Here is a 15590-nt window from a genome sequence, read left to right on the forward strand (position 1 = left end):
CGGCGGTGCAGTGCCGGTGCAGCCCGGGTGCAGCGGTGGCGCAGTCCCGTACGGTCCCGCCCCTTATGCCTCTGGCGTCACGGGCTCGGCGTACGGCATCGTGTCTCTGCGCTGAGCGGGCAACTGGCCACGGACCGAGGCCAGTTGCCCATCTGAGAACGGCTTTGGGGGGCAAGCGTGGAGTTCCGTGTGCTCGGACCGCTGGAGGTGTGGGCGGCCGGACGCCGCCTTCCGGCCATCGCCCGCAAGCCGGCCGCGTTACTGATCGCCGGACTGCTCGACGCGGGGACGGTGGTGTCGCCCGAGCGGCTCATCGACGCCGTGTGGGGCCAGGATCCGCCGAGGACCGCCGCCAAACTGGTGCAGAGCTATGTGGCCAGGCTGCGCCAGATCCTGCACCGGCCGGGCACCGCCGAGGTGATCACGACCCGGCCCGGCGGATACCTCTTCCAACCGGGCGACGGGAAGCTGGACCTGCACCGCTTTCAGGCCCTGACCGCCCTCGGCCGCGCCCAGGCCGCCGAAGGGCGGTACCAGGCGGCCGGCGACACCCTGGATCAGGCGCTCGGCCTGTGGCGCGGTCCGGCGCTGGGCGCGCCGGTCACCGTCGCGCTGCGCGTGGAGGCGGCCCGGCTGGAGGAGATGCGGCTCGCCGCCGTCGAGGCCATGTTCGGAGCGCGGCTGGAGAGCGGCGGCACGGACGGGCTGGTCGGCGAGCTGACCCGGCTGGTGGCCGAGCATCCGCTGCGCGAGCAGTTGCGTGTGCTGGAGATGACCGCCCTGTGGCGCTGCGGGCGCCGCGCCGACGCGTTGAAGGCGTACCAGGACGGGGACCGCCTCCTCCGCGCCGAACTGGGCATCGGGGCGGGACCCGAGTTGCGTGCCCTGCGCGCCCGGCTGCTGGCGTCCGACCACCCCCGGCCGGGATCCGGCGCCGTCGACAGGTGCGGCCACCGCTGCGCGGAGCACGCCCCTCCCTTCCCCGCGACGGACGTCGGAACCACCCTGGGACACCTGCTGCACCAGGCCGCCTCCCTGGAAATGGTGCTGCGCTTCGCGGGCGAGATGCTGGCCGGTACCACCGCTGAACGTGACGTGCTTCCGGCAATGAGCGCCGACAGGCTCATGACGGGGGTGGAGCAGACGGCGGCCCGGCACACCGCACCACGGAGGATCGTCGCGGACGCGCCGTTCGCCATGGCCGAGTTGGAGGCGCTCTCGGCCGGACTCCAGACGCTGGTGAACCGCACCGTGGAATGGACGTGCGCCGTCCTGCCGCGAACCCACCACGAACCTCCGAGGGCGACGACGGAGCGGCCGGTTCCCCGTGACGCCGCCGGTGCCGCGCGTCTGTGACAAGGCACGGAGCTGCGTCAACGCCCTTGGCAGAAGGGGGCCTTGCCCATCGCGGACTCGATGCCGCCGAGGATCAGCTTCTGGAACTGCGCGGCGCCGGGGAAGGAACCGTCGGTGCTGAAGTCCTTGGCGTCGTGCCCTAGGGTGGTGAGCCAGGCGCGGCCCCCGTCGTAGTACTGGCACCACGCCACCGGGTGGACCTTGCCGTGCCCGGGATGGCCCATGCTGCCGGTGACACCCTTGAGCAGGGTGGACTCGTCGACGGTGGCGAGCAGCCGCACCCTGGACGGGGCCGGGACGAGGTTGTACCACTCGTCGGTGAAGTTCCAGCGGGCCGGAAGACCCTCGGTGGAGGCGTCGTGCCGGTCCTGGACGACGATGGTGCCGGCCTGCTCGGGACCGTGGTCGTAGTAGTTCGCACCGCCCAACAGGCCTTCGTACCAGGGCCAGTTGTACTCCGTGCCGAACGCGTTGTGGATGCCGACGAAGCCCCCGCCGCCCCGGACGTACTGGCGCAGCGAGGTCTGCGCCGCGTCGTCGAGGGTGTCACGGCTGGTGGAGAAGAAGATCACCGCGTTGTACTTGAACAGCTGCGCGGGGGTGGCCAGTTGGGTGACGTCCTCGGTCCAGTCGACGGAGAAGCCGTTGTCCTGGCCGAGCTTGACGATCGCGTTCTGCACGACGTTGGCGGCGGTGAGCGCCGGGTCCAGGCCGGTGCCGAGGGCCGGGCCGAGGTCGGCGTGGCGCGGACCGGCGGTGCGGGTGTAGAGGAGCACCTTGTAGCCGTCGGCGGCCGGGGTGAAGTTCCTCCAGTCGTGGTAGCACTTGGGGTCGGTGCCGCGGCAGACGCCGTAGTCGGGGTCGCCGAGTTCCTGGGCGCCGGTGGGCCGGGACTGCGCGGCGGCCTGGTACCGGCCGCCGAAGAAGGCGGCCAGGGCGACGAGGACGATCGCCAGCGCCACGGCCAGCGGGGTGCGGGTTCTTGCCGTCATGACAGTCGGTCCCCTCACTGGACGACGATCTTGCCGGTGGACTGGGGGAAGGCCGGGTCGTTGTAGAAGTACTCGCCGGCCGTGGCGAAGGTGTGCGTGGCCGACTGGCCCGGCATCAGCAGCCCGGTGTCGAACTCGGCGTCGAAGAACGCCGCCGCCCCGTGCGCCTGCTTGTTGTCGGCGGGATTGGTGAAGGTGACCTCGGTGCCGACCGGCACGGTGAGGTACTGGGGCGCCATGGCGTTCTGGGCCACCGTGTTCTCGGCGGCGCCGGGGGAGTTGCTGCCGCTGCTCCAGATCCGGCCGAGCGTGACGGTGTTGTGCGCCGTCGCGCCGGTCACGGCGGCGACCCGGATCTGGTTGCGGCGGGAGGGCGGGGTGGGCGCCGGGGCGGGCGCGACCTTGCCGCCGAGCTTGAACGCCCACAGGTGGTCGCCCTTGGGGATGTCGGGGAACGGCAGGCCGTTGCCCCCGGCGAGCACGGCGACGTACTGCTCGCCGTCGATCTCGTACGACACGGGGATGGTGTTCACCCCGGCGCCGCACTGCCAGGTCCACAGGGTCGCGCCGCTGGTGTCGTCCATCGCTTCGAGGACACCGTCCGGGCGGCCCTGGAACAGCACCCGGCCCGCGGTGGTGAGGATGCCGTTGCCGTGCGCGAGCGACCAGTCGCCCTCCTTGCGCCAGGCGACCGTGTTGGTGCGCGGGTCCATGGCGACCAGCCCGCCGCCGAACAACTCCCCCAGCGGACGGGCGGTGTTGACCCGGCCGCCGTGGGTGTTGGAGTAGGAGGAGTTGACCAGGCCGTAGCCGATGTAGACGTAGCCGGTCCGCGGGCTGAAGGAGGGGAATCCCCAGTCTCCGCCGCCGCCCGCGCCGGGGAAGATGATCGTGGCCCGGTCCCAGAAGACCGAGTAGAGGCCGCCCACCGGGTAGAACGGCACCGGTCTGGTCGCCTTGTCGAGGCGCGGGAACGGGTCGGTGAAGGGCTCGCCGCCGGGGAACGGCTGGGTGGGCGAGGTCTTGTGCTCGGCGTGCTGGGGGACCGCGCGCTCCTCCATGCCGTGCAGGGCCTCGCCGGTGCGCCGGTCGAGAATGTAGAACCAGCAGGTCTTCGAGCCGTACACGACGACCTTGCGCCGTCTGCCGTCGACGAGGAGGTCGGCCAGGACGGGCGCCATGACGTTGTCGGCGTCCCAGATGTCGTGGTGGACGGACTGGAAGTGCCAGCGCCGTTCGCCGGTCTTGGCGTCGATCGCGACGATTGAGTTGGCGAAGAGGTTGTCGCCGCCGCGCGAGGAGCCGTCCGTACGGGGGTAGGGGTTGCCGAACGTCCAGTAGACCAGGCCGAGTTCGGGGTCGACCGCCGGGTGGATCCAGGGGACCGCGCCGCCGGTCTTCCAGGAGTCGCCCTCCCAGGTGTCGTGTCCGAACTCGCCGGGGCCGGGCGGGCCCCAGAAGGTCCACACGACGTCACCGGTGTTCGCGTCGAGGGCGTAGCCCCGGCCGCGGGCGCCGGCCGTGGAGCCCTCGGTGCCGACGTAGATCAGACCGTCGAAGTGGACGACCGCGCCGGCGAGTCCGCCGCTGTTGCCGCCGCACTGGCCGCTGTCGTTGCTGCACCCGCCGTCACCGCCGTTGTCGTCCACGATGAGCGGCTTCTGCCAGCGGACCGCGCCGGTCAGCTGGTCGAGGGCGTAGACGATGTTGGCGCCGGAGATGGTGAAGACCTTGCCCTCGGCCACGGCGACGCCGCGCATGTTGGTGGTCTCCGTGCCGAGGTTCGTCCTCCAGATGACCTCGCCCGTACGGCCGTTGACCGCGAAGACGTTCTGCTGGGTGGTCTCGACGTACAGCACACCGTCCTGCACGACGATCGTGCACTGCTGGTAGGCCGAGGTCGAACCGCCTTCGAGGTTGATGTGCCAGGCACCGCCGAGCTTCTTGACGTTCTTGGGGGTGATGGCGCGGAGCGTGGAGTGGTTCTGGTTGCCGTAGTTGCCGCCCACCTTGGGCCAGTCGGCTCCCGTGGTGCCGAGCGCGGCGGACTGGGCCGGTACGGGGAGTGCCAGCGCGGGGGAGCCGGGGGTGGCTTCGGCGGTGGAGGTCAGGGCGGAGACCGTGGCAGCGCTGCCCGCCGCGGCCGACAGGAGGAAGGAGCGTCTTTCCATCGTTGAGTTCCCTCGATTCGATCAAGGTCCACTAGATGGTTCGCAGAACCCGTAGAACGGTTCCGTGTGATGGAGCGTCACGTTAGGGACGGCGTCCGCGCGTGACAAGACGTGCGGCAGAAGGTTTTGTGGAAGGTGTGCCAACCGGGTTCTAGGCGCGCCGAGTTGGTACCGCCAGGTGGACCGGGACCATGGACGGCGGCATCGGGCTCTTGTTGCGCCGGCCCTGCCCGGTCTCCTCCCAGGCGTGCGCGAGGATGCCGACACTGCGGCTGAGCACGAAGAGGCCGCGGGCCAGCGGCGCCGCGAAGCCGAGTTCGGCGTAGATGACGGCGGTGGCCCCGTCGATGTTCATGGGCACGGGCTTCTTCCCCTCGCGCCCGCGGTTGAGGTACGACTCGACGGCGCGGGCGGCCCGCAGATGGGCGCCCTCGACGAGCCCGTCGGCCACGGCGCGGTCCACCAGGGCGAGCAGCGGGTCGCGGCGCGGGTCGCGGGGGTGGAAGCGGTGGCCGAAGCCCGGCAGATAGCGTGACCGGGACCGCCACCTGTCGACCACCTCGGCCGCGACGAGCTCGAACTCGCCGCCCTGAGCGTGCTGTTGGGTGATCTCGGTGAGCAGTTCCACGCACTGCTGACCGGCTCCGCCGTGGACGTCGCCGAGCATGTTCACCCCGGTGGCCACCGCGCTGTTGAGGCCCACCCCGCAGGTGGCCGCCATCCGGGCGGCGGCGATCGAGGGCGCCTGCGGGCCGTGGTCGACACCCGCCACCAGGGCCGCCTCCAGGAGCCGCGCCTGTTCGGGGCAGGGGAGTTCGCCGCGGAGCAGCAGCCAGATCGTCTCCACGAAGGTGGTACGGCCGATCAGGTCCTGGACCGGGTGCTCGCGCAGTTCGATGACGCCGGGTTCGATCCGGCTGACGGCGGTGGCCCACCACTGGGCGACCAGGCCGTCCTGCGGCCCCGTGGTCATGAGGCCGGCGTCTCGGCGGCCGTACGGCCGTGCGCCCGCCAGCGGGCGATGAGCGGGCCGCGTTCCTCGCCGTGCTGGTCCAGCAGCGGAGGCGGTGAGGTCGGCGGCAGGGGCACGCCGTCCACGAGGACACCGTTGCCACTGACCCGCAGGGTGCGGTCCGAACCGTCCGGGTAGGGCAGTTCGGTGAAGAAGCCCCGGTGCGCGAGCTGTTCGAGCGCCACGGCCTCCGGAACCGTCAGCACGCGCGCGGCCGGGACCCCGGCCGAGGACAGCGTCCGCTCCCACTCCAGGGCGGTCCTGCGGCGCAGCGCCGCGTTGAGTTCGTTGTTGAGCTCGGCACGGTGCCGTTTGCGCGCCTCGCGCTCGGCGAACCTCGGATCGTCGACCAGTCCGGGCAGCCCCGCGAGTCGGCAGAGCGTGACGAACTGCTCCTGCCGGTTGGCCGCGATGTTCAGTCCGCCGTCCGCGGTCTCGAACGTCCCCGAAGGCGCGGCGGTCGCGTTCTGATCTCCCATCGGTTCCGGATCCACCCCGCTGACCAGGTAGTTGGAGACGGCCCAGCCCATCGCGGAGAGGGAGACCTCCAGCATCGAGACGTCCAGCCGTACGCCCTGCCCGGTCCGCTCCCGCCCGAGGAGCGCCGCGCTGATCGCGAGGGCCGCGCCGAGTCCGCCGAGCGAGTCGCAGACCGGGAATCCCACCCTCAGCGGCGCGGTGTCGGTGGTGCCGGTGATGCTCATCATCCCGGACAGGCCCTGGATGATCTGGTCGTAGGCGGGCGCCCCGCTCATCGGCCCGGTCTGCCCGAAGCCGGTGATCGCGCAGCTCACCAGGCGCGGGTTGAGCTCGGCGAGCCGGGCGGCGCCGTACCCCATGCGGGGCAGCACCCCGGCCCGGAAGTTGTCGAGGAGGACGTCCGCGCCGCGCACCAGGTCCTCGAAGTCGGCCCGGTCCGCGGGGTCCTTGAGATCGAGGGCGAGGGACTTCTTGCCGGCGTTCTGCGCCAGGAAGGAGGCGCCGATACCGGCGCGGTTGAGCTCCGGGTCGGGGCCGAGATTCCGGGCGAGATCGCCTCTGCCCGGCTGTTCGACCTTGACGACCTCGGCGCCGAGGAGCATCAGGTGGTAACTGCAATACGGTCCTGCGAGCACATTGGTGAGATCGAGTACGCGGATTCCTGAGAGCGGTCGTTCGGGCATGCACCGGCTCCTTCTGAGGTTTCTGCGAGGGATTCCCAGGGGGCTATTTCGTCGGACTGAGCGGATGGTCGAAGCCCTGCTCGGACAGCTGCCGGGAGACGGCGGCGAGCGCGTCGGCGAAACGCTGGACGACGGCCTCGGGGAAACGGTGGCTGGGGCCGCTGAGCGACAGCGCGGCGACCACGGCTCCGGTGCGGCCGAGGACCGGCACGGCCACGGCCGTCAGCCCCTCGTCGCGCTCGCCCCGGCTGACCGCGAAACCGCGCTCCGCCGCCATGTCCGCCCACACCCGCAACTGCCGGGCGTGCCCCTCGCCGTGCGGCGAGTCCGCGGCGATCCGCTCCAGCAGGCTGTCCGGGGCCGTCCGCAGCAGGATCTTCGACGAGGCGCCCGCCCACAGCGGGAGTTCGTCGCCGACCCGCACCACATGGCGCAGCGGCTGGGGGCTCTCCTGCTGCGCGACACAGACCCGGGCCAGTCCGCGCAGCATGAAGAGGTTGACCGTCTCCTGTTGTTCCTCGGCCAGTTCCCGCATCAACTTGCGTGTCTCGCGGGGGAGTTCCCAGCTCGTCCGGGCCAGGTGGGCCCAGCGCCACAGGCCGGGTCCCGCGGTGTATCCGGCCGGGGTGTCCCACAGCAGACCGCACTGCTCCAGGGTCTGGACCAGACGCACCGCCGTGGTCTTCGCCAGACCGGTGGAGTCGACGATCTCCCGCAATGTGACGGTCGGCCGATCCTCGGTCAGCAGCCCCAGGATGTCCAGGGCCCTGCGCACACTGCGCACTCCGGTCGCCTCGGCCGACTGCTCCTGCTCGGTCCCGTCCACGCGCCTTCTCCCTCCGTGCCGGGCCGCCCCCACGGACCGCCCTCGGAAACTTCCTCGAACTGTCCTCTTGCCACCGCGAGTTGGCGCCCGTACGTTACACGCCGACCCACAGAGCAGTCCACCGGTACCACTGAGCGGTTTTCCCGGAGGTCTCATGCTGGATTCACTCCTCAAGGCCGGCGCGGACGCGACGGTGGCCGACGCGCCCCCGTACATCGCGGGCCAGTGGGGCGGCGAGGGCCCGGCCGTCACCCGAACAGGGCCGTATCTGCGCCGAGTTGTCAGCCGTACGACCCACGCGACCGACGCGGACGTGTCCCGGGCACTCGGCTACGCCCGCTCCTCGGCCCGTGCCGTGGCCCGGCTCGCCCCCGCCGCCCGCGCCGACATCCTGGACCGGGCCTCCCGCGCCGCCCTCGCGCACCGCGACGAACTGGCCCGGCTGCTCGCCCTGGAACTGGGCAAGCCGGTCAAGGACGGACGCGGCGAGATCGACCGCGTGGCGGACACCTTCGCGGTGTGCGCGTCCGAGGCCCGGCACATCGGCGGCGAGAACCTGCCCGTCGCCGGCTGGGCCCGGGGCATCGGCAACACCGCCCTCACCTACCGGGCGCCGGCCGGAGTGGCCCTCGCCATCACGCCGTTCAACGCCCCCGCCAACCTGCTCGCCCACAAACTCGGCGCCTCCTTCGCCGCCGGCAACACCACCCTCGTCAAGGCCCCGCCCCAGGCACCGGCCGCCACCGCCGCGATCGTGGCGCTGCTCCTGGAGGCCGGACTGCCCCCGCAGGCCGTGCAGTTGCTGCACGGCGGCGCCGAGGTCGGCGCGCCGCTGTGCGCGGCCGACGAGGTCGCCGTCATCAGCTTCACCGGCAGCGCGGCCAGCGGCCGGGCCGTCGCGCGGGCCGCCGGAGCCAAACGTCTGGTCCTCGAACTCGGCGGGAACGCCGCCACGATCGTCTGCGAGGACGCCGACATCGCCCGGGCCGCCAAGGAGTGCGCCCGCACCGGATACAGCAACTCCGGCCAGAGCTGCATCTCCGTCCAGCGCGTCTACGTCCACCGCTCCCGCTACGACGACTTCCTCGACGCCTTCGCCGCCGCCGTCGACACCCTGAAGGTCGGCGACCCGCTCGACCCGGCCACCGACGTGGGCTCCATGGTCGACGAGGAGGCCGCCGAACGCGTGGTGAGCTGGTCCGCCGAGGCCGCCGCCTGCGGCGCCCGGCTGCTGCGCGGCGGCACCCGCGACGGCGCCACCGCCGCGCCCACCATCGTCGCCGGACCGCCCGAGTCCGCCTCCGTCGTCGTCCACGAGGTCTTCGGAGCACTGGTCGCGGTGCTCCCGTACGACGACTTCGACGCGGTCATCGACGCCTGCAACGCCAGCAACTACGGCCTCCAGGCAGGCTTGTTCACCCGCGACCTGGGCCGAGTCGTCACCGCCTGGCGGGAGTTGCAGACCGGCGCGCTCATCGCCGGCGGCAGCTCCAACTACCGCCTCGACCATGTCCCGTTCGGCGGGGTCAAGGACTCCGGTTTCGGCCGCGAGACCCCCCGCTCGATGATCGAGGACTACACCGTCCTCAAGACCCTCGTGCTGCGCGGCCTGTCCGTCTGGGGCGACGCGACCACCCTCGACGAAGGGACCGGCGCATGACCGTCACCGCGGCCGAGGCCCTGGTCGGCCAACTGGAGTCGTACGGCGTCGAGTTCGTCTTCGGCACCTGCGGCCACACCAACATCGCCCTGCTCGACGCGCTCGGCCCCAGCCCGATCGAGTTCGTCATCGCCCGGCACGAACAGGCCGCCGCCCACGCCGCCGACGGCTACGCCCGCGCCTCCGGGAAACCCGGCGTCCTGCTCACCCACGTCGGCCCCGGCATGATGAACGCCGTCACCGGAGTCGCCACCGCCGCCCTCGACTCGATCCCCCTGGTCGTCATCTCCGGCGACATCCCCTCCTACTACCACGGCCGCCACCCGCACCAGGAGGTCAACCTCCACGCGGACGCCGACCAGACCGCGATCTACCGCCCCTTCACCAAGCGCGCCTGGCACGTCCACCGGGTCCACGACCTGGCCCGCACCACCGAGCGGGCGTTCTGGACCGCGACCTCCGGGCGACCGGGGGCCGTACTCCTCAACGTGCCGATGGACCTGTGGAGCCGACAGGTCGAGCCGTACGCGGGCGAGCACCCGCTGCCCGGAGGCGCCCCGCTCCCGGCCCTGGACCCGGCCACCGCCGGACGTATCGCCGAGGCACTGCTGAACGCCGAACGCCCGCTGATCTACTTCGGCGGCGGCCTGCGTCAACCAGCGGCCCGCCAGGCCCTGTTGGACCTCGCCGAGCACCTCGACATCCCGCTCGCGCACTCCCTGATGGGCAAGGGCGTCGTGCCCGACAGCCATCCCCTGCTGCTCGGCATGCCGGGCTTCTGGGGACTGGAGACGACACACGACCACACCAAGGGCGCCGACGTGGTCCTGGCGCTGGCCACCAGGTTCGCCGAGACCGACGCCAGCTCCTGGGATCCCGCGTACACCTGGAACTTCCCGCCGAGCCGGCTCCTCCAGATCGACATCGACCCCGCCGAGATCGGCCGCAACTACCCCGTCGAGATCGGTGCCGTGGCGGACGCGGGCGACGCGCTCCGCGCCGTCGGCGCCGCCGTACGGACCGCGAGGCCCGAGCCCGTGCGCAGGGAGGGATTGCGTACGAGCATCGCCACCGCCCGGCGCGCCGTCTTCGACACCGCCCGCCGGGACGGACGCAGCGAGGACTTCCCGCTGCGCCCGCAGCGCATCCTCGCCGACCTGCGGGACGCGCTGCCCGACGACGCGGTGCTCGTCACCGACGTCGGCTGGAACAAGAACGGCGTCGCCCAGTGCTATCAACTCCCCGACGCGGGACGGTTCATCACCCCGGGCGGAGCGTCCACCATGGGCTTCGGACCGGCCGCCGCGGTCGGCGTGCAGATCGCCCAGCCGGACCGCGTGGTGGTCGCGCTCATCGGGGACGGCGGCATGAGCGCCCAGCTGCCCGCGGTACCGATGGCCGTCGAACAAGGGCTGCCCGTCGTCTTCGTGGTGATGAACAACCGCGCCCACGGCACCATCGCCGACCTTCAGACCGCCTCGTTCGGACGCTCCTACGGCTGCGAGTTCAAGGATGCCGAAGGGCGGCCCTACAGCCCGGACTTCGCGGCGTTCGGCCGGTCCTGCGGCGCCGACGGACACACCGTCACCACCCCCGCCGACCTCGCCAAGGCCCTCGCCGACGCCCTCGCGCGACGCCGGCCCGCCGTCATCGACGTACCGATGGTCAACGAACCCGTGCCGACACCCGGCCACTGGAACATCAAGGACATCTACCGCGGGTCCTTCACCGACTGAACTCCCCTTCTGCCAGGACGAGGTGACCTTCATGAGCCGCATCCCAGGACCATCCACCACGACCCGCGCCACCCTCTGCACGGCGGTCGTACTGACCGCGGCCCTCGCCGCGTGCAGCGCGCCCGGCGACTCCGGCGGCGACAGCAAGGCGTCCTCGGGCCCCATCAAGATCGCGGTCGTCGACGCGCAGAGCGGACAGCTCAGCTCGCTCGGCGACTGGGAGTACAAGGGCGCCAAGCTCGCCGTCGACGAGTGGAACAAGAAGGGCGGCATCGACGGCCGCAAGATCCAGCTGAAGCTCTTCGACGACCAGGGCGACCCGACGGCCGGCACCAACATCGCCCGCAAACTGGCCGACGAGAAGTACGTCGCCATGCTCGGTACGGCGGAGAGCGCGGTGACCATCGCCATGGCACCGGTGCTCCAGCAGGCGAAGATCCCCAACATCACCTCCGGCCAGTCCGACAAGCTGGTCGAACTGAAGAGCCCGTACCTCTTCCTCAACGGGCCGACCAGCACCACCTACGACTCGACGCTCGCCCAGTACCTGATCAAGGACAAGGGCTACAAGAAGATCGCGATGATCACGAACAACGGCTCCTTCGGGACGGGCGAGCACGACGCGTTCCTCAAGGCCGCCAAGGGACTTGGCGTCTCGCCGTCCACCGATCAGGTGGTCACCACCGACCAGAAGGACTTCAGCGCCGCCCTCACCAAGATCCGTTCCAAGAAGCCCCAGGTCGTGTTCATCGGCTCCGAGGAGGTCGAGGCCGGCCTGATCGTCAAGCAGGCCCGCGACCTGGGCATCACCGCGCCCTTCGCGGGCGCCGCACCGCAGGGCACCCCCGTCTTCATCGACACCGCGGGCAAGGCCGCCGTCGAGGGCACCATCGTCAGCTCGCCCTATCTGAGCAACGACGCGAGCGACGCCTCGAAGAAGTTCGCCGCCGCCTACAAGGCCGCGTACGGCAAGGACGCCGAACTGCACGGAGCCAAGGCCTACGACGGGGCCAACATCCTGCTCACCGCCCTCAAGACCAGCAAGGCCGCCACGGGCAAGGCCCTCGCGGACGCCATCCGCGCCACCGCCTACCAGGGCCTGCTCGGCGACTTCGCCTACGACACCACCGGGGTCGGCATCACCAAGACCACGATCGGCGTCATCAGCGACGGCAAGCTCGTCGCGCAGCAGTAGTCGTCCGGCATCCGGCCACGCGCAACGGGAGCACGCCGTGCAAGAGACACTGCAAACACTCGTCGGGGGTTTGAGCCTGGGAGCGGTCTACGCCCTGGTCGCCATGGGGTTCTCCCTCGTCTACCGCACCATGGGCCTGGTCAACTTCGCGCACGCCGACATCGCCATGATCGGCGCCTACACGGCCTCCACCTTCTATCTCACGTCGAAGCTGCCGTTCGCCGTCGCCATGGCCGTGGCGATCGTCGTCACCGGCGCCATCGGCCTGGTCATCGAGCGGGTCCTGCGCCCGCTGGAGAACAAGGACTTCGACCTGATGCTCATCGGCACCATCGGCTTCGGCATCGTCCTCCAGGCCGTCGCCATCCTCATCTGGGGCACCACCGGACGGGCCGTCCCCTCGCCCGTCCGGGCCGCCCCGCTCGACCTGTTCGGCATCCGGGTCCGCACCTACGACCTCCTCGTCATGGGCGTCGCCGCGCTGGCCGTGACCGGCCTCGCCTGGTTCCTGGCGCGCACCAAGCGCGGCGCGGCCATGCAGGCCGTCGCCATGGACCACGAGGCGGCCACCGCCGTCGGCATCGACGTCGGCCGCAGCAACGCGCTCGCCTTCGCCATCGGCGCCGGTCTCGCCGCCCTGGCCGGAGGTCTCGTCGGCCCGATGCTGTACGTCGACGCCTCGCTCGGCGGGGCCCTCGGCATCAAGGGCTTCGCCGCCGCGATGCTGGGCGGCTTCGGCTCCGTCCCCGGAGCCGTCGTCGGCGGCCTCGCGATCGGCGTCCTCGACTCCTACGCGGCCGGCCACTTCCAGGGCTACTCGGTCCTCGTGACCTTCCTGGTCTTCACCGCCGCCATCATGATCCGCCCGACGGGCGTCTTCGGGGAGAGGACGGTGAGCCGCGCGTGAAGGTCCGCATCGGTTCGCTCGGAGCCTTGGCCGTGGCGGCGTGGCTGCTGCCGTACGGCCTGGGCGGCTACTCCATCCACGTCGTCAACATCGCCATCATCTATGCCCTGTTGGCCATCGGCATGGGCCTGGCCATGGGCGTCTCCGGACAGATCAACCTCGCCCAGGTCGCCTTCTTCGGCGTCGGGGCCTACACCCTGGCGATCCTCACCACCCACTCCGGGTACGGGTTCTGGACGGCGGCCGTCCTCGCCCTGCTCGCGACGGTGGCGACCGGCCTGCTCGTGGGCATCCCCGCCCTGCGCATGCAGTCCCACTACCTGGGCATCGTCACCCTCGGCCTGGCGCTCGGCTTCATCAACTGGATCACCAACGCCTCGATCTCCGGCGGCGCCGACGGCATCTCCGGCATCCCCCTGCCGACCCTCCCGGGCATCGACCTCTCCAGCGAATACCTCTACTACTACCTGGAGTTGACGGTCTGCGCCCTCGGCCTAGGCTTCGGCCTGTTCGTCGTCCGCACCTCCCTCGGACGACGCCTGCGCGCGATGCGCGACGACTCCCTCGCGGCCGGCGCGACCGGCGCCGAGATCCCACTGCTGCGCATGACCGCCTTCGTCCTCGCCGGCCTGTACGGGGGTCTGGCCGGCGTCCTGTACGCGGGCCTCATCCGCTTCGTCGCCCCCGAGACCTTCTCCATCGCCAACATGTTCATCCTCCTCGCCATGGTCGTCATCGGCGGCCGGCACTCCCTGATCGGCTGTGTCGTCGGCGCGGTCGGACTGACCCTCGTCCGCGAGTGGCTCTCGGACTTCTCGACATACGCACAGCTCGGCTACGGCGTCGTGGTCGTCCTCATGGTCGTCTTCGCCCCCACCGGCCTGGCCGGCATCCCCTCCCGGGCGGCGGAGTTCGTCCGCCGCGCACGCGGACGAGCCGCCCAGCGCCCGGAGTTGGGCCCCTTCCAGCCCTACGACGCGGTCGCCCCGCCCGCCGCCACGGACACGCCCCTGCTCGAAATCCGGTCCGTCACCAAGGACTTCCGGGGCCTGCGCGCCCTGGACGACGTCTCCCTCACGGTCGGCGCGGGCGAGATCCGCGGTGTCGTCGGTCCCAACGGCTCCGGCAAGACCACCCTGTTCAACGTCATCAGCGGCTTCTACCGGCCGAGTTCGGGGCGTGTGCGCTTCGCCGACCGCGACACCACCACCGCCCGGCCGTACACGCTCTCCCTGCTCGGGCTCGCCCGCACCTTCCAGAACCTGCGCCTGTTCCGGCAGTTGACGGTCCGTGAGAACATCCTGGTCGCCCTGGACCGCACCCGCACCTACACGGTCTGGCAGTACGCGCTGTGGCAGCCCGGTGTGCTGCGCCGCGAGCGCCGACTGCGCGGACAGGCCCACGAACTCCTGGCACGCTTCGGCCTCTCCGAGTTCGCGGAGGCCGCGCCGGGCTCGCTCCCGTACGGCATCCAGCGCCGCATCGAGATCGCCCGCGCGATGGCCGCCCGGCCCCGGCTCCTGCTGCTCGACGAGCCGGCGGCCGGCCTGAACGGAGAGGAGGTGCGGCAACTCGCGCAGATCGTGCGCTCCATCCGGGACAGCGGCACCACCGTCGTCCTGATCGAACACAACATGGGCCTGGTCATGTCGCTGTGCGAGCGCGTCACGGTGCTCTCCAGCGGCCGGATCATCGCGGAGGGCACGCCCGCCGAAGTGGTCGCGGCACCCGAGGTGATCGAGGCGTACCTCGGCGACTCCGTGATGGCGGAGGTCCCGCTGCCGGAGCCGCCACAGGCCCCCGCTCCGAAGGAGACGACCCGGTGAGGACATCCCCCGCTTCCCGCGACACGACCGCCGCCGCACTCGCCGTGGAGGACCTCTCCGTGCACTACGGCGGAGTGTGCGCGGTCCGCTCGATCTCCTTCACCGTGGAGCCCGGAGCCTCGGTCGGCATCATCGGCGCCAACGGCGCGGGCAAGACCTCGACGCTTAAGGCGCTGATGGGCCTGGTCCCGCGCAGCGGCGGGCGCGTGACGCTCGGCGGCCACGACCTGACGCGGGTCCGCGCCCGCGACATGGTGCGGCACGGCATCGGCTACGTACCGGAGGGCCGGCATGTCTTCCCCGGGCTGTCCGTGGAGAAGAACCTGCTGCTCGGCGCCTACGCGCGCCGCTGGGACGACAAGACCCGGGCCACCCTGGACGAGGTGCACGAACTCTTCCCCGTACTGCGGGAGATGAGCGGCCGGCCGGCCGGTGCCCTGTCCGGGGGACAGCAGCAGATGCTCGCGATCGGCCGGGCCCTGATGGCCGGACCGCGCCTCCTTCTCCTCGACGAACCGTCGATGGGCCTGTCACCCAAACTGGTCGGCTTCATCCTCGACACCCTGCGCCGACTGAGGGAGGAGGGCCTGAGCCTGCTCCTGGTCGAGCAGAACGCCAAACTCACCTTCGGCGCGACCACGCACTGCCTCGTCATGGAGAACGGGAGCGTCGCCATCACGGGAACCTCCGAGGAACTCGGCCGCGACGCCCGGGTCCGGCAGATCTACCTGGGCCTGTGAACGGGC

General features: G+C 71.3%; 12 protein-coding genes. 7 read left to right on the forward strand and 5 right to left on the reverse strand.

Going from position 1 to position 15590, the window contains the following annotated elements; translation table 11 throughout:
* Positions 1–189 precede the first annotated feature (189 nt).
* Entirely contained in the window at positions 190–1356 is a 1167-nt protein-coding gene (locus tag ACIQPR_RS33025) for a BTAD domain-containing putative transcriptional regulator (protein ID WP_403655725.1), read from the forward strand.
* A 17-nt stretch (positions 1357–1373) separates the two neighbouring features.
* Here the strand turns inward: ACIQPR_RS33025 and ACIQPR_RS33030 are convergent, their stop codons facing one another.
* The 5 genes from ACIQPR_RS33030 to ACIQPR_RS33050 all read right to left on the reverse strand — a co-directional run bounded on the left by ACIQPR_RS33030 (position 1374) and on the right by ACIQPR_RS33050 (position 7520).
* Entirely contained in the window at positions 1374–2348 is a 975-nt protein-coding gene (locus ACIQPR_RS33030) for a ThuA domain-containing protein (RefSeq protein ID WP_403655727.1), read from the reverse strand.
* Between the two features lie 14 nt (positions 2349–2362).
* A complete protein-coding gene (locus ACIQPR_RS33035) occupies positions 2363–4519 on the reverse strand; it encodes a PQQ-binding-like beta-propeller repeat protein (protein WP_403655729.1) in 2157 nt (718 codons plus the stop codon).
* Positions 4520–4670: 151 nt separating this feature from the next.
* On the reverse strand, positions 4671–5492 hold the full coding sequence (locus tag ACIQPR_RS33040) for a citryl-CoA lyase (RefSeq protein WP_403655730.1): 822 nt from the start codon (positions 5490–5492) through the stop codon (positions 4671–4673).
* Positions 5489–6694 carry a CaiB/BaiF CoA transferase family protein gene (locus ACIQPR_RS33045; RefSeq protein WP_403655732.1) on the reverse strand — a complete coding sequence of 402 codons (1206 nt, stop codon included), beginning with the start codon at positions 6692–6694 and terminating at the stop codon, positions 5489–5491. The genes ACIQPR_RS33040 and ACIQPR_RS33045 overlap by 4 nt, the downstream gene beginning before the upstream one ends.
* Positions 6695–6737: 43 nt before the next feature.
* Positions 6738–7520, reverse strand: a complete 783-nt coding sequence (locus ACIQPR_RS33050; protein WP_403655734.1) for an IclR family transcriptional regulator — start codon at positions 7518–7520, stop codon at positions 6738–6740.
* 154 nt (positions 7521–7674) lie between these two features.
* Between ACIQPR_RS33050 and ACIQPR_RS33055 the strand changes: the two genes are divergently transcribed.
* The 6 genes from ACIQPR_RS33055 to ACIQPR_RS33080 all read left to right on the forward strand — a co-directional run bounded on the left by ACIQPR_RS33055 (position 7675) and on the right by ACIQPR_RS33080 (position 15584).
* Positions 7675–9180 carry an aldehyde dehydrogenase family protein gene (locus tag ACIQPR_RS33055; RefSeq protein ID WP_403655736.1) on the forward strand — a complete coding sequence of 502 codons (1506 nt, stop codon included), beginning with the start codon at positions 7675–7677 and terminating at the stop codon, positions 9178–9180.
* Positions 9177–10916, forward strand: a complete 1740-nt coding sequence (locus ACIQPR_RS33060) for a thiamine pyrophosphate-binding protein (protein WP_403655738.1) — start codon at positions 9177–9179, stop codon at positions 10914–10916. The genes ACIQPR_RS33055 and ACIQPR_RS33060 overlap by 4 nt, the downstream gene beginning before the upstream one ends.
* A 31-nt stretch (positions 10917–10947) precedes the next feature.
* Positions 10948–12111: an ABC transporter substrate-binding protein gene (locus tag ACIQPR_RS33065; protein WP_403655740.1), complete on the forward strand. Its 1164-nt coding sequence runs from the start codon at positions 10948–10950 to the stop codon at positions 12109–12111.
* A 70-nt stretch (positions 12112–12181) separates the two neighbouring features.
* Entirely contained in the window at positions 12182–13018 is an 837-nt protein-coding gene (locus ACIQPR_RS33070) for a branched-chain amino acid ABC transporter permease (protein WP_403655742.1), read from the forward strand.
* Positions 13015–14844 carry an ATP-binding cassette domain-containing protein gene (locus ACIQPR_RS33075; RefSeq protein WP_403655744.1) on the forward strand — a complete coding sequence of 610 codons (1830 nt, stop codon included), beginning with the start codon at positions 13015–13017 and terminating at the stop codon, positions 14842–14844. The genes ACIQPR_RS33070 and ACIQPR_RS33075 overlap by 4 nt, the downstream gene beginning before the upstream one ends.
* Complete coding sequence (locus ACIQPR_RS33080; RefSeq protein WP_403655746.1) at positions 14841–15584, forward strand: ABC transporter ATP-binding protein; 744 nt, start codon at positions 14841–14843, stop codon at positions 15582–15584. Before ACIQPR_RS33075 ends, ACIQPR_RS33080 begins: the two co-directional genes overlap by 4 nt.
* Positions 15585–15590: the final 6 nt, after the last annotated feature.

Source organism: Streptomyces sp. NPDC091280 (assembly GCF_044768565.1).
Taxonomy (GTDB): domain Bacteria; phylum Actinomycetota; class Actinomycetes; order Streptomycetales; family Streptomycetaceae; genus Streptomyces.

What these genes read in the sequence shown, in the direction of transcription:
- ACIQPR_RS33045 (WP_403655732.1), bottom strand. Translation starts at nt 6,694, where the DNA reads ATGCCCGAACGACCGCTCTCAGGAATCCGCGTACTCGATCTCACCAAT.
- ACIQPR_RS33040 (WP_403655730.1), bottom strand. Translation starts at nt 5,492, where the DNA reads ATGACCACGGGGCCGCAGGACGGCCTGGTCGCCCAGTGGTGGGCCACC.
- ACIQPR_RS33060 (WP_403655738.1), top strand. Translation starts at nt 9,177, where the DNA reads ATGACCGTCACCGCGGCCGAGGCCCTGGTCGGCCAACTGGAGTCGTAC.
- ACIQPR_RS33065 (WP_403655740.1), top strand. Translation starts at nt 10,948, where the DNA reads ATGAGCCGCATCCCAGGACCATCCACCACGACCCGCGCCACCCTCTGC.
- ACIQPR_RS33035 (WP_403655729.1), bottom strand. Translation starts at nt 4,519, where the DNA reads ATGGAAAGACGCTCCTTCCTCCTGTCGGCCGCGGCGGGCAGCGCTGCC.
- ACIQPR_RS33030 (WP_403655727.1), bottom strand. Translation starts at nt 2,348, where the DNA reads ATGACGGCAAGAACCCGCACCCCGCTGGCCGTGGCGCTGGCGATCGTC.
- ACIQPR_RS33055 (WP_403655736.1), top strand. Translation starts at nt 7,675, where the DNA reads ATGCTGGATTCACTCCTCAAGGCCGGCGCGGACGCGACGGTGGCCGAC.